Origin of the sequence: Rhodobacter sp. NTK016B (genome assembly GCF_017303295.1) — a bacterium.
Classification (GTDB): Bacteria; Pseudomonadota; Alphaproteobacteria; order Rhodobacterales; family Rhodobacteraceae; genus Pararhodobacter.
Window position 1 is genome coordinate 240518 of sequence record NZ_JAFKOK010000001.1, and the last position, 13649, is coordinate 254166.

The following is a 13649-nucleotide window of genomic DNA, read 5'->3' on the forward strand; positions in this document are numbered from 1 at the left end:
CCATGGATATGGCCCAGCTGATCCGCGAACAGGCGCGGCTCATCATCCTGAAGGCGCTGGCCGAGCAGATCGACGAGACCCTCAACAGCGACTTTCTGGTTCTGGAACTGCAGCGCTTCGGGATCCGCAAGGACCGGGCGTGGGTGCATGACGAGCTGCGCTGGCTCGACGAGATGGGGGCGGTCGTCACCACGCAGGCCGGCACGCTTCTCGTGGCGACGCTCAGCGCCAAGGGCGCGCGGCACGTCCTGCGCGAGATCGCCATCGAAGGCGTCCAGCGCCCCTCCCGACCGGGCGCGTGACATGACCCAATCCCCGCGCGGCCGTGGCCGCCTGTCGTCGTTCGACCTGATGCCGCCCGAGGCCGATGGGATCATCGCCTGGGCCGCGCAGGAGCTCTCGGACCGCGAGCGCACGCAAACCGATATCTACGCCGAGTTCGTGACCCGCTGCGAGGCGCTGATGCGCGAGCATAGGGGCGAGCTCGAGTTCTCCATCCCGGCCTTCAGCTCGTTCAACCGCTACTCGATGCGGCTCGCGCGCCTCACGCGGCGGCTCGATCAGACGAAGGCCATCGTCTCGACGCTGGCGGAGAAGTTCGACCCGGCCGATGCCGACAATCTGACGGTGATGACGGCCGAGACGGTGAAGGCGCTGGTGCTGACCATGCTGTCGGAGACCGACGAGGACGGGATCGACGCCAAGAGCGTCATGCAGCTGGCCGCCGCATTCAAGCAAGCGGTGCAGGCGCAATCGATCTCGACCGACCGGCGCCGCAAGGCCGAAGCCGACTTCCAGACCCGCGTCGAGGATGCCGTCCAGACCGTGGCGAAGGCCAAGGGCCTCACCGCCGAGACCACGGAAGCGATCAAATCGCAGATCCTCGGGGTGGGCGCATGACGACCTACGACACGGCCATGCTGATCCTCGTGGCGAACGCGCACTTCAAAGGCGCCCGGTGGTGGACCCTTGCGGCCGCGTGGGTGTTCGGGCGCCACCGGATCGTGATCCATCTCGGGCGTGAGGGCCGCGTCGCCTTCTGGCGGGGCACGCCTTACCTGCTCACCTTCCGCGAGGTGGGCGCATGACGGCCCCGATCACCGAAGAGGAATGGGCGCGCCAGCGCCGGGAAGCGAGCGCGGCGATGCCGGGCGTGATCGACGCCGTGGGCCTGCCAAAGGTGCTGTTGCCGTATCAGGCGCAGGCCGTCTCGCTTCTCGACAGCGTGCGCGACTGCTCGGCGCTCTTCATCGAGAAGTCGCGCCGGATCGGCCTGACCTGGGGCCTTGCCGCCTATGCCGTCCTGCGCGCCGCGCGCCAGCGGGTCGCGGGCGGGATGGACGTCATGTACATCTCGTACTCGCGCGAGATGACCCGCGAGTTCATCGATGCCTGCGCCATGTGGGCGCGCGCCTTCAACCTCGCGGCCGGAGAGGCCGAGGAGTTCCTGTTCGATCAGGGCGACGAGGACGGCGACAAATCGATCCAGGCCTTCCGCATCCGCTTTGCCTCGGGCTTCGAGGTGCTGGCGCTGTCCTCGGCCCCGCGCGGCCTGCGCGGCAAGCAGGGCGTGGTGATCATCGACGAGGCGGCCTTCGTCGACAGCCTCGCCGAACTCATCAAGGCGGCGATGGCGTTCCTGATGTGGGGCGGTCAGGTCGTCGTCTGCTCGACCCATGACGGCGTGGACAACCCGTTCAACCAGACGATCCAGGAGATCCTCGCCGGGCGCGTGCCCTACAAACATCTGCGCATCGACTTCGACGCGGCGCTGCGCGACGGGCTCTATCAGCGCATCTGTCTGGTGAAGGGCGAGGACTGGACGCCTGAGGGCGAGGCGGAATGGCGCGCGAAGATCGTCGCCTTCTATGGCGAGGGCGCGGATGAGGAGCTGTTCTGCATCCCGTCGGCCTCGTCGGGCGCGTGGCTGGCCGGTCCGCTCATCGAGGCGCGCATGACAGTGGACCGCCCTGTGCTGCGCCTTGAGCTGCCGCCCGATTACATGCAGCGGCCCGAGGCCGATCAGTCGGCTCTTATGGCGCCCTTCCTGGAGGAACTCGAAGAGGCGCTCGGTGGCATCGATCTTGACCCACATTATGCCTTCGGCTTCGACTTCGGCCGGGTAGCGGACCTTTCCGTTTGCTCGCTTCTGGCCATTGAAGCCCGTCTTAAACGGGTTGAGAAACTCGCCGTTGAAATGCGCAACGTGCCGGGCGCCGAACAAAAGCTGGTGGTGGGCCTGATCCTTGACCGGGTGCGTACACGACTGGTGGGCGCAGCCTTCGATGCCACCGGCATGGGCTGGACGGTGGCCGAGGATATGGGGCGCAAGTTCGGCCTGCGCGAGAGCGAGGACAGCTCGGGTCTCGTCTGGGCGATCAAGTTCACCGAGGACTGGTACCGCCTGCAGATGCCGCCGCTCAAATCCGCGTTCGAGGACGCCCAGATCGCCATCCACCGCGACGAGCAGCTCCTGAGCGACCTGCGCGCCGTAAAGCTGATCCGGGGCATCCCCCGCGTGCCGCCCGTGCGCCAGGGCGAGACCGGCAAGCGGCGGCACGGCGACTATGCCATCGCGCTGGCGCTCGCGCATTTTGCCAGCCGCATGCGCTGGGTGGAGACGGATTACCGCGCTGTGCCCGACAGGATGCGGGCCGATCCGTCGCGATTGCAGGACACCGCGCCCGAAGACACCGGTGAGCGCGGCTGGTGGAAACCCCCGCTCGGGGCGGGGCTCAAGGGAGGCATTCTGTAATGGCGGGGCAAACCACGCTGCTCGACCGCTGGGGCCGGCCGATCCTGCGCAAGACGCTGACCGAAGAGGTCGCGGCGGCCACGCTGGGCGGTGTCCGCTCGCCGCTGGCGGGCTACCCCGCCGATGGTCTGAACCCGGTGCGTCTGGCGCAGATCCTGCGCGAGGCCGATGCCGGCGACCCGCTGCGCTATCTGGAGCTCGCCGAAACCATTGAGGAACGCGATCCGCATTATCTGGGCGTGATCTCGACGCGGAAACGCTCGGTCAGCCAGATCGACGTCACGGTAGAAGCGGCCAGCGATGCCCCGAAGGACGCGGAGATCGCCGAGATGATCCGTGACTGGCTGTCGCGCGACGAACTCACCGACGAGCTCTTCGACGTCCTCGACGCGGTCGGCAAAGGCGTGAGCTTCACCGAGATCCTGTGGGACACGTCCGAGGGGCAATGGCGGCCGGCACGGCTCGAATGGCGGGATCCGCGCTGGTTCCGGCCCGGGCGCGTCGATCTGCGCAGCCCGATGATGATTGACGATGCGGGACAGGATGTGCCGCTGCCGGCGGGCAAGTTCATCCATGGCCTGATCCGCGCGAAGTCCGGCCTGCCGATCCGGGCGGGGCTCGCGCGGATCGCGGCGTGGAGCTGGATGTTCAAGGCGTTCACGCAACGCGACTGGGCGATCTTCACGCAGACCTATGGCCAGCCGCTGCGGCTGGGCAAATGGGCGCCCGGCGCGTCCGAGGCCGACAAGGAAACGCTGTTCCGCGCTGTCGCGAACATCGCGGGCGACTGCGCCGCGATCATTCCCGAGAGCATGTCGATCGACTTCGTCGAGACCCAATCCGTGGGCTCGTCGATGGACCTTTACGAGCGCCGCGCCGACTGGCTCGACCGGCAGATCTCGAAAGCGGTGCTGGGGCAGACCACGACCACCGACGCGGTCTCGGGCGGGCATGCCGTCTCGAAGGAACACCGGCAGGTGCAGGAGGATATCGAGCGCGCGGACGCGAAGGCGCTCGCGGGCTCCCTGAACCAGGACTTGATCCGGACCTGGGTGCAGCTCGAATACGGCCCGCAAGAGCGCTATCCCCGCCTGATCATCGCACGCCCCGAGGCCGAGGACCTCAAGCAGCTTGCAGAAAGCCTCGGCGTGCTGGTGCCGCTGGGGCTGCGCGTGGCCGAGAGCGAGGTTCGCGACCGGTTCGGGCTGAGCGATCCGAAGCCCAGCGAGCGGCTGCTGGGCCAGACTACGGCACCGACCGGGGAGCCTCCGGAAGACAAGGACAAGCCCAAACCCGAAGAGCCGGAAGCGCGTGCGCCCGAGGATGCCAAGGATAAGGAAGGCGTGGACCTGCAGCAGGCGAGCCTGGGCGCTCCCGATCCGGGCCGCGACCTTGGCGACCGGCTGGGACAAAGCGCCGGGGCCGATATCGCGCCGATGATCGACACGCTCGGAACGATGCTCGACGCGGCCGGGTCCCTTGAGGAGCTGCGCGCCATGATCCTGACCGCCTGGCCGGCGCTCGATGTCAGCGCGCTTGCCGGGCATCTGGAACAGGGCCTGCTCACGGCAGATCTCGCGGGCCGGGTTGCGGTGGCGGACGAGGCTGATGACGACACCTGACGCGCCCCTTCGCGCGTTTCTGCGGCGCCCGTTTCCCGAGCAGATCGCGGCTTACCGGTTGCGGCTCGGCAATCTCGTGCCGACCCGGGCCTGGGATGAGCTGACACAGGCCGCGCATGATCGCGCCTTTGCCGTCGCAGGCGCCACCAAGGCCGATCTGCTGGCCGATCTCGCGCTGGCCATCGACAAGGCCGTGACCCGGGGCACCGGGCTCGAGGAGTTCCGCCGCGACTTCCGTGCCCTCGTGGTTCGGCATGGCTGGCACGGCTGGACCGGGGAAGGCACCCGCTCGGGCGAGGCCTGGCGCACGCGGGTGATCTACCAGACCAACATGCGCACGAGCTACGCGGCCGGGCGGATGGCGCAGCTGCGTGCGGCGGGGTTCCGCTACTGGATCTACCGCCATGGCGGATCGCTTGAGCCGCGTCAGCACCACCTTGCCCTCGACGGTCTGATCCTGCCCTCGGACCATCCCTTCTGGGATGTCTGGGCGCCGCCGAACGGCTGGGGCTGCAGTTGCTGGATCGCCGGCGCTCATACGATGCGCGCGGCCGTGCGCAGAGGCGGCAAACCCGACGTGGCGCTGCCCGATGGCTGGGACGCGATCAACCCGCGAACGGGCGCGCCGGAAGGGATCGACGCGGGCTGGGGCTATGCGCCCGGTGCGCGTGCGAGCGATACGATCACCATGGCGGCACGCAAGATTGCCGCGCTGCCCCCGGCCATCGGTGCGGATTACGGACGCTCCCTGCACGCGGTCATCGACCGGCACTGGCCGCTATGGGTCGCGCAGACGCGCGCCGGGCTCAGCCACGAACCCGCGCTGGCCGGCATCCTCGCCCCCCAACTCATCGAGGCGCTCAGGGCGCGCGGCCTTGCGCCCGCATCGAGCGAGATCGTCATGCGCCCGGGGGTGCTGCGCGGGCCGAAGGCGACCCGGCACGAGGCTGCAGGCGATGCGCTCACGCCCGAGCAATGGGAGGCGCTGCCCCGGCTCCTGAGAAACCCTGCGGCTGTGTTCGTCGACAACCGGACGGGAAGTCTGGTCTACGTGCTGAATGACGCGCAGGACGCCCGCCCGCAGCTCGCGATCCGGATCGACTACAAGTTCCGGCAAAACCGTGACACGCGCGTGCTCAACGCGATCGTCTCCGCGTACCGGGCGAACCCATCCAGTCTGGCCGCCCGCCTTGCCGGCGGCGTTCTCGAGCTGATCTTCGGGGCGTTCGGGTGATGGAGGGCCGGGATACCCCTCATGTGCTAGCGCTCCGCTCGCGCGGTTTACGGCATCTTGGAACCCGAATTTCCAAGGTCATCACCTGAAGGAAATGTAACCATGATCGCACTCGACTTCAACGATACCGAGATCCAGAGCGGGCTGGACCGGCTCGCCCGGGCGGTCACGGACATGACGCCGGTCATGGCGGATATCGGGGAGGCGCAGGTGGTCTCGACCCGCGATCGCTTCATGGCCGGCACGGCACCCGACGGCACGCCCTGGGCGCCGAAATCTCCGACCACCGTCGCCGCCTATGAGCGCCGCCGGGATCCGGTCGATCCGCGCCCGCTCTTCGGTCCCAGCCGGCGCCTGTCGTCCGAGATCACGTCTTACGCCAGCGCCTCCAGCGTCGAGTGGGGCACGAACGTGATCTATGCGGCGGTCATGCAGTTCGGCGCGGCGCAGGGGGAGTTCGGCGCCCGGATGGGCCGCACGAAACCCAGCGAGAAGCGCCCGCAGAGCCAGGACTACTTCTTCCCCATCCCCTGGGGGCCGATCCCGGCGCGTCCCTTCCTCGGGCTGTCCGATGAGGGCCGAAACGGCATCCTAGAGGCGCTGGAAGACTGGCTGACGCGGGCATGGGACGGCAAGTGAGCCCCAACCGCCCCGGAGAGCGCCGTTAAATACCTATTTAATACCCAACTCGCTCTCGCGGGCGGAATGGGCCGCCAGAAGTAAGGAGGCCGCTCAGCGGCGCGCTCAGCGGCTGGTGGGAATCCGGCTAAGACGGAGATTCCGGCGGTATGTACGCCGGGGCGGGTGTCAGAGGAAGACAGCAGTAGTTCATGCACTTCGCGGCGAAGATCGGCTTCGAGCGCAATCTGACCGATGCTGCACTGCCCCGAAAGCCTGTTGTGGAGACGCCGCTCAAAACGACCGTTTGGACACACCAAGCCGATGCCGCCTATGATCTATGCTACTACGACGTTGCTAGTGGGGTGCGAATCTTGCAAAAGCTAAGGGCCGCCCTAAAGGCGGCCCAGCTATAGCGTCGGGGGTCCGTCACGAACAAAAGCGCGCTGCCGACCGATTCCCGACGTTTCAAGGCAGAAAATAGTTAGAGGGACTACAAATGTCAAGATACTTGGGGGCGGCTGACGTAGAGGCGATACAGAACCTGCTCTCAACTGAAAGGCTAGCAACGTTCCAAGGTCTTACGTCTTCAGGCACGTCCGAGGATGCGATTGAACTCCATCAAACGACCATGAGCTTGGGGGTATCAATCATGGCTGTCACAGGCTTGATTGAGGTTTCCCTACGTAACGCAGTCTGCCACGCCATGAACAACAGCTTTGGCGGAAATCACTGGTTGCGAACACCTCCACCGAACACATTCAAGTGGGCGTACCTAGAAACTTCGTCCATCGCTAAGGCCACGAAGCAAGCCCAGAGGGCAGCATACTCGAAAATGCCTGGCGCGCAGAAGAACGCTTTGGATCATCTAGCTTACCCCAATGGTGTGCCGCCAAATGCAAATCACAGAGTGATTGCCCAAAAGCGGCAATCCACCATCAGCGTGCCGGACAGTCAGGTGATCGCTCAGCTAACAATACATTTTTGGAAACGCTTGTTTTCGGAGAACTACGAGCAGACCCTTTGGAAACCGGCTCTGAAAACCGTTTTCCCCAATAAAACGATCAATCGTTCAGATGTCGCAGATCATCTTGAAGTGATCTACGAAGTGCGAAACCGGCTAGCTCACCATGAACCGGTGTATGGAGCAAGGCTTGAGAGAATCCTTGAATCAATCGATTTTGTCACGCTCAATCTCTGCAGTCGGAAACCTACGCCAGAGAACCCTTTCGCCAAGCTAATCATGCCTCAACGTGATTTGCTGCACGGGCAGGTGGCAATTTTTAGGGCCACGTTCGGACGTCTTACACCTTCGTGAAGCAAACATAGAGCAGCAACTGAGGAGCTCCTCCGCGTTAGTTGGCCCGCATTAAAAAGGCCATTCTTGACGTTGCGAGATCCTCAATGCCGTCACTGGAGCACCCGCGGCGAAAGCCAGCTCCGCCACGCTGAGCGTGCGCTCCTAATCTAGCCTCGCTGCCCCGCGCCATCCCCACAAACCGTAGTGCCTATTTTGACACGGCGCTTCGGGCGATTCTGGGGATATGAACACCGCCCCCGCCATCGCCCTTCTTCAGGCTGCCACGCTTCCCGCCGATCCGATCGGTGACTGGGTGCACCTTCTGCCTGCCGGCGCCATCACGACGCAGGACGGGCGCGGCCCGTACCGCGTCGAGAATGCCGAGGCGCTGATCGCAGCGAGCCTGCAGAGCACCTCGAAACTCCCCATCGACGAGAACCACGCGATCGACCTCGCAGCGCCCCGCGGCGAAGCCTCGCCGGCGCGGGGCTGGATCGTGGCGCTGCAGGCGCGCGACGACGGGATCTGGGGTCAGGTCGAATGGACCGACACCGGCAAGTCGCTGCTCGCGGACCGCGCCTATCTCGCGCTCTCGCCCGCCATTGCCCACGACAAGTCCGGCCGCGTGCTGCGCATCCTGCGCGCCTCACTCGTCAATCGCCCCAATCTGCGCGGGCTGACCGCGCTTCACCAGGAGGACCCGATGTCCCTGCTGCACCGTCTGGCCGCTCTGCTTGGCCTCGATGAGACCACGACCGAGGACGCGCTGATCGAGCGTGTGACCTCCCTTCACCAGCAGGCGCCCGAGGCGGTCGCCCTGCAAGCACAGCTCGCGCAGATCGGCACGGCGCTCGGTCTTGCGCAAGACGCGCCGGCGGAGACCAGCCCCCTATGCTATTCGAGTTTTCGCTCATTGCTGCCCGTCCGCCACGCTTAGCCAACGCACACGGGCTCAACGGAAAGCACGTCAGCGCGCCCTGCCCCGGACAGCGGAACGAAGGCCCGGCGACCGGGGCTTTCAGACGATTTCGTCCGTCCAGACCTTGAAGTCGACCAGCGTATTGGCGCCAAACGTGTGGGTCAGGGGGACATCCGCCGCATCACGGCCAATGGCGATCAGCACCCTGCCCCGCCGGCGCGTGTTGTTGCGCGGGTCGAACAACCACCAGCGACCGCCCAGATAGACTTCCATCCAAGCGGCGAAGTCTCCGGGTCCGTAGGGTTCCGGCTCGCCGATATCGCTCACATAGCCGGTGCAATAGCGCGCCGGGATGTTCATGCAGCGGCAGAACGCGATGGCGAGATGGGTAAAATCGCGACAGACGCCATAGCCTTCGGCATAGGCCTGAGACGCGGTTCGGGTCGCGCTGGCCTTCATGTAGTCGAACACAAGCGCTTGGTGCACATAATCGCAGATGGCCTGCACGCGCGCCCAGCCCGCAGGCGTGCCTTCGAACAGCGACCAGGCCATGTCGGACAGAAGGTCGGTATCGCAATACCGGCTGCCCAGCAGGTAGACGAGCGTTTCCGACGGCAGATCCTGAACCGCGTGCTGAAACGCGTCGTGCGCCACCGGGTCGAGATCGCCACTGTCGCGGCAGATCACGTCGGTGCCCAGCTCGAACGTACCCGGCGGGGCGACGAACCGGGTGCACCAGTTGCCGAAGCTGTCGCGATAGCTTTCCAGCGGAACGGCCGGGATCGAGCGCAGGAAATCGGCCTGTTCGAGGTCGGCATAGCGCGAATAGTGCACGTTCAGCATGGCGATCATGGGGGTGGCTTGCGGCAGCTCGTAGCGCAGGCGGCAACCGAGATGGAGTCTCATCGGGCAATGTCCTTGTGGCTCAGGCGCTGTGCCCGAAAATATGGGGCGAGAAGCGTCCGGGGATCCGGTGGACCCGCAGGCCACTCTCACCGCTCAGAAAACGTGACCGTGTCAGCTGTTGGACGTTTCGTCTGCCGTGGCCGCATCGGTCTCGTCTTCGGCTGTCTCTTCGGCTTCGGCGACGACGGGCAAGGGTTTGGAATGGCGATAGCCGAATTGACGACGCGCCGAGGTCTTTGCCGGCTGGCTGAGGAATTCTTTCAGATCCAGCGGCTTCTTTGGTACGGAATAACCCATTATGTCTTCTCCCAGTTCTTTGTTGTTATCATTGAAAAGAGGCGGCAAAGCTCTGCCTCGCCGCCTCTCTCTTCCAGCAATCTGCAAGCGCACCGCGATCGGTGGTTGGGGTCTCGACCGCAATTCACGAGTTCACTGAAATGCGGATCAGGTTAGCGGACGGGCTCAAGATCCCCGCGTTGCATGTCTTTGTTGCCCGCGCCGCTGTGGGCCGGAAGCGTACCATTGCCCAGACGCACGAAGAACTCGCGCCACGAAAGGCCCCCGGCAGCCGCCATGCCGGTTGTCCGGCTTGTGTCGGTTTCGGGGCGGGCGTGATCTTGGGTCGGGTGGTGCATGGTCAATTCGCTTTCTTTCAGGCTGCTCGCAGCAGGGGCGCGGGTTCGACGTCGCTGACGCGATACCCGGCGGCGATTGCGGCAGTGACAAAGGCGCGCCGCGCGCTCTTTGCCGGCATCAGGCAATCCATCGCGGCGTCAATGGCGCCAAGGGCTGCCCGACGCGTCTCGTCATCGGCGGGCCATTTGCGCTGCAGCCAATATTGCGCTTTTTCAAACGTGCTGAAGCTCTGGCACTCGCCAGCCTTCGACACGAGGGAGACAGGGTCTCCCCAGTAAATCTCGATCAATTCTTCTTCTTTCAGGTAACGACCGACAGCCTTTGCGAACATCGGCTGCCGGCGCAGGAGCGGCCGACGAGGGATCGGCCGCTTTATCAGGCAGCGGCAGCTGCTTCAGGCGAGCGCGAGGCTCGTCGCCGAAGTCCGGCCGTTGCGATCGGTCTCAAGGTCGAACGTCACAGCCTGACCGTCATCGAGGCGTTGGATACCGCCCCGCTCGACAGCCGAGATATGCACGAACACATCCTTCTCGCCGCCCTCGGGGGCGATAAATCCGAAACCTTTGGTCTGGTTGAACCATTTCACGGTGCCTTTGGCCATCGTGATATTCCTTTTCTTGGTGCCACCCGCGATATGCAGCGGCCCGGCAAAGCTGCAGATCGAAAGCTGAGCCGAAAGGAACAGGTCCGAAAATAAACGAATGCTCTTTCTATATGGGTTCAATATCGGCGGATTGTGAGTGGCTATTTCCGTATTCCTCGCGTTCGGCCAGTTAGTGGTTGATAACGCACGGAAGTATTTTTCCGGCGCCGCTTTTTCCCCGGCAAAACAGCCACCAGAGGCCCGGCCAGACCCCTTGCGCCCAGCTGTACGTTCCCTGCCGACTTCCGTTCGCCCTCGTGTTCGTTGCGCCTGTGCAGCCTGACCCGACGCGGCCAGGACGGCAGGCGAGGCGGCGGGCGGGCCAGATCACCAGCCGCGCGGATGGCGTAATTTCATCTGTTAAAATAATTTCGCGGCGCGCCAAACACGGCCAGACAGCGTTCACGACTTCGGCATGATCCCAAGTCAATTTCATTGATTGTGGCTTTGTACGCTGGCTGACGATAGGTTGCGCCCAAGACACTGCACGGACTGTTCATGACTTTCGCACTACCGCCGCGACGCATCGTTGATACAAAATTCACTTCGAACCGACGAAATGGCGGAGACTTCGTGAAATCAAGCAATTGCAGTCTCGGGAGCACGAATTGCGCCGGATCCTTCGCTTAACCAGCCTTCCCGCCGTGGTCGCTTTGGCGGTGGTCGGCGTGATCTGGGTCACCGCCGAGTGGCACTACCGCAGCTTCTCCGAACAGAATGTGCGCCACGCCGTCCAGGACGACGTGAGCGTTCTGCGTGCCGATATCGAAGGGACGGTGTCGGCCAACATCCAGCTTATCCGCGGGCTGATCGCGACCCTCAGCACCGAGCCCGACATGGATGCCGCGCGCTTCGCCGAGCTTGCCGCCGTACTGGAAGATCAGAATTCGCTGATCCGCAACCTCGCCGCCGCACCGGATATGGTGATCCGCTTCATCTATCCGATGGAAGGCAACAGCGCGGCGATCGGACTGAACTATCTGGAAACCCCGCGCCAACGCGACGCCGCCATCTTGGCGCGCGACAGCGGCAGGCTGGTGCTCGACGGCCCTGTGGATCTTGTGCAGGGCGGGGTCGGGTATATCGGCCGCTTTCCGGTCTTTATTCCCGACGGCACGGAACAGGGCCGTTTCTGGGGGCTGGTGTCGGCCGTGATCGATGCCGAGCAGTTCTATGCCGCGACCGGGCTGAATGACGAGACGTCGCCCATCGAGGTCGCACTTCGCGACGTGGATCAAGACGGGGCTGCGGGCGCGGTGTTCTACGGCGACCCCGCGCTCGTGGACCGGAACCCGGTCGTGACGGCGGTCTCCCTGCCCTTCGGCAACTGGGAAATCCTGGCGGTCCCGCGCATCGGGTGGGATTACAGACACCCCGAGATCTGGGTCCTGCGGATGTGGCTGTTTATCGGCGCCATCCTGATCGTCGTTCCCAGCTTCACGATGGGTCGCCTTCTGGAAGAGCGCGCGGATTACGTCGAGCGGCTGCAACTGGCGCTGCGACGCCGGGGCGAGACGAATGACCGCTATCTCAGCGTCTCGCGCATCAGCCGGACATTCGTGTGGGAGCAGGATCCCCAAGGCCATCTGACCTATCTCTCGACCAGCTATCGCCACATCACCGGGCTTCAGCGCGAACCGATGATGGGCCGACCGCTCAGGGATCTGGCCGCTGTCGAGCCCCCTTTCGTGCCCGCAGCCGATTGGGACGGGATCGAAGAGCGCATTCGCAACCGCGAGACGTTCAGCGAATTCATCTGCCTTGCCGAAACCGAGACGGGCGAGGAGCTGTGGCTGCAGATCGCGGGCGCGCCTGTTTTCGACGAACACGACAACCTGCTGGGCTATCGCGGTGCGGGGATGGATGTCACCTCGGTTCAGCGCGCGCGGCAGGCCGCCGACGAATCCAGCCGGGCAAAGTCGATCTTTCTGGCCAATATGAGCCACGAGATCCGCACGCCGCTGAACGGCGTTCTGGGCATGGCGCAGGTTCTCGAAACCCAGATGAACGACCCCGACAAGCGCGCGATGGTGACGACGATCCGCGAGAGTGGGCAGAGCCTGAACAACATCCTCAACGACATTCTGGACCTCTCGAAGATCGAGGCCAACAAGCTCGGCCTTGAAAGCACCCCGTTCCAGCCCGAAGAGACGCTGCAGCGCATCGTCGCCCTGCATCAGGTCCGGGCCGAGGAAAAGGGCCTGCTGCTGAGCGTATCGGGCCTGACACCGAAAGGGGCCGCGCGCGAGGGCGACGTGCACCGTTTCGGCCAGATCCTGCACAACCTCATCAACAACGCGATCAAGTTCACCGAAAGCGGTTCGGTCTCGGTCGATGTGTCCAACAAACCCGGCCAATCGCTGATCGTGCGCATCGCCGATAGCGGCCCCGGCATGTCGGAAGATCAGCTGAAAACGCTGTTCGAGGCTTTCGTACAGGGCGATGGCTCGATCTCGCGGCGCCACGGCGGGACCGGGCTGGGCATGTCCATCGTGAACCATCTGGTCACGCTGATGGGTGGCACGATCGATGTCCGATCGGTGCCGGGCGAAGGGACCAATATCACCATCGACCTGCCCTTCCCCGAGCGGGAAATGCAGCGCGAGGCCGTCGGCGATGCGCCGGTCGCATCGGAACTGGCAGGCTTGCGCCTGCTGGCCGCCGACGACAACGCAACCAACCGGCATGTGCTGGAAGCGATGCTGCGCGGGTCGGGGGTCGATCTGACGCTGGTCACCAACGGCGAGCAGGCGATCGAGGCCTGGCGTAAGGACACGTACGACGTGATGATGCTCGACATCTCGATGCCGGTGCTCGGCGGTATCGCGGCGCGTCACCAGATGGCGCAGGAGGCGCTTGAAACCGGGCGCCCGCTTCCCCCCGCCATCGCCTTCACCGCGAATGTGATGTCACATCAGATCAAGGAATATCTCGACGAGGGGTTTGTCAGCTGCGTGGCAAAACCTCTCAAGAAGGTCCTGTTGCTCGAAGCGATCAAGGTGGCCAGCCGCTGACG

General features: G+C 64.6%; 15 protein-coding genes. 10 read left to right on the forward strand and 5 right to left on the reverse strand.

The window, feature by feature from the left end:
• The first annotated feature begins 2 nt into the window (after positions 1-2).
• From JI664_RS01205 to JI664_RS01245, 9 genes are all read left to right on the forward strand, one after another.
• Complete coding sequence (locus JI664_RS01205) at positions 3-302, forward strand: hypothetical protein (protein ID WP_286173737.1); 300 nt, start codon at positions 3-5, stop codon at positions 300-302.
• Between the two features lies 1 nt (position 303).
• Positions 304-900, forward strand: coding sequence for a DUF3486 family protein (locus JI664_RS01210; RefSeq protein WP_207011880.1), 597 nt, complete (start codon positions 304-306; stop codon positions 898-900).
• A complete protein-coding gene (locus JI664_RS01215; protein WP_207011881.1) occupies positions 897-1088 on the forward strand; it encodes a hypothetical protein in 192 nt (63 codons plus the stop codon). Before JI664_RS01210 ends, JI664_RS01215 begins: the two co-directional genes overlap by 4 nt.
• The gene (locus tag JI664_RS01220; RefSeq protein WP_207011882.1) at positions 1085-2755 is read left to right on the forward strand and encodes a hypothetical protein; all 1671 of its coding nucleotides are present in this window, start codon (positions 1085-1087) and stop codon (positions 2753-2755) included. The genes JI664_RS01215 and JI664_RS01220 overlap by 4 nt, the downstream gene beginning before the upstream one ends.
• Positions 2755-4377, forward strand: coding sequence for a DUF935 domain-containing protein (locus JI664_RS01225; protein ID WP_207011883.1), 1623 nt, complete (start codon positions 2755-2757; stop codon positions 4375-4377). Before JI664_RS01220 ends, JI664_RS01225 begins: the two co-directional genes overlap by 1 nt.
• Positions 4364-5611, forward strand: coding sequence for a phage minor head protein (locus tag JI664_RS01230; protein WP_207011884.1), 1248 nt, complete (start codon positions 4364-4366; stop codon positions 5609-5611). The genes JI664_RS01225 and JI664_RS01230 overlap by 14 nt, the downstream gene beginning before the upstream one ends.
• 102 nt (positions 5612-5713) lie before the next feature.
• Positions 5714-6250 carry a phage virion morphogenesis protein gene (locus JI664_RS01235; protein WP_207011885.1) on the forward strand — a complete coding sequence of 179 codons (537 nt, stop codon included), beginning with the start codon at positions 5714-5716 and terminating at the stop codon, positions 6248-6250.
• A 478-nt stretch (positions 6251-6728) separates the two neighbouring features.
• Positions 6729-7547, forward strand: coding sequence for an Abi family protein (locus JI664_RS01240; protein WP_207011886.1), 819 nt, complete (start codon positions 6729-6731; stop codon positions 7545-7547).
• A 226-nt stretch (positions 7548-7773) separates the two neighbouring features.
• Positions 7774-8466 carry a phage protease gene (locus JI664_RS01245; RefSeq protein ID WP_207011887.1) on the forward strand — a complete coding sequence of 231 codons (693 nt, stop codon included), beginning with the start codon at positions 7774-7776 and terminating at the stop codon, positions 8464-8466.
• 81 nt (positions 8467-8547) lie between these two features.
• On the opposite strand, the gene JI664_RS01250 is transcribed toward JI664_RS01245, so the two are convergent.
• From JI664_RS01250 to JI664_RS01270, 5 genes are all read right to left on the reverse strand, one after another.
• Positions 8548-9354, reverse strand: a complete 807-nt coding sequence (locus JI664_RS01250) for a transglutaminase-like domain-containing protein (RefSeq protein ID WP_286173738.1) — start codon at positions 9352-9354, stop codon at positions 8548-8550.
• A 111-nt stretch (positions 9355-9465) separates the two neighbouring features.
• The gene (locus JI664_RS01255; protein ID WP_207011888.1) at positions 9466-9651 is read right to left on the reverse strand and encodes a hypothetical protein; all 186 of its coding nucleotides are present in this window, start codon (positions 9649-9651) and stop codon (positions 9466-9468) included.
• A 152-nt stretch (positions 9652-9803) separates the two neighbouring features.
• Entirely contained in the window at positions 9804-9989 is a 186-nt protein-coding gene (locus JI664_RS01260) for a hypothetical protein (protein ID WP_207011889.1), read from the reverse strand.
• Positions 9990-10006: 17 nt separating this feature from the next.
• Entirely contained in the window at positions 10007-10279 is a 273-nt protein-coding gene (locus tag JI664_RS01265; protein ID WP_286173741.1) for a DUF982 domain-containing protein, read from the reverse strand.
• 105 nt (positions 10280-10384) lie between these two features.
• Positions 10385-10591: a cold-shock protein gene (locus JI664_RS01270; RefSeq protein ID WP_207011891.1), complete on the reverse strand. Its 207-nt coding sequence runs from the start codon at positions 10589-10591 to the stop codon at positions 10385-10387.
• Between the two features lie 650 nt (positions 10592-11241).
• Between JI664_RS01270 and JI664_RS01275 the strand changes: the two genes are divergently transcribed.
• Complete coding sequence (locus tag JI664_RS01275) at positions 11242-13647, forward strand: ATP-binding protein (protein ID WP_207011892.1); 2406 nt, start codon at positions 11242-11244, stop codon at positions 13645-13647.
• Positions 13648-13649 lie beyond the last annotated feature (2 nt).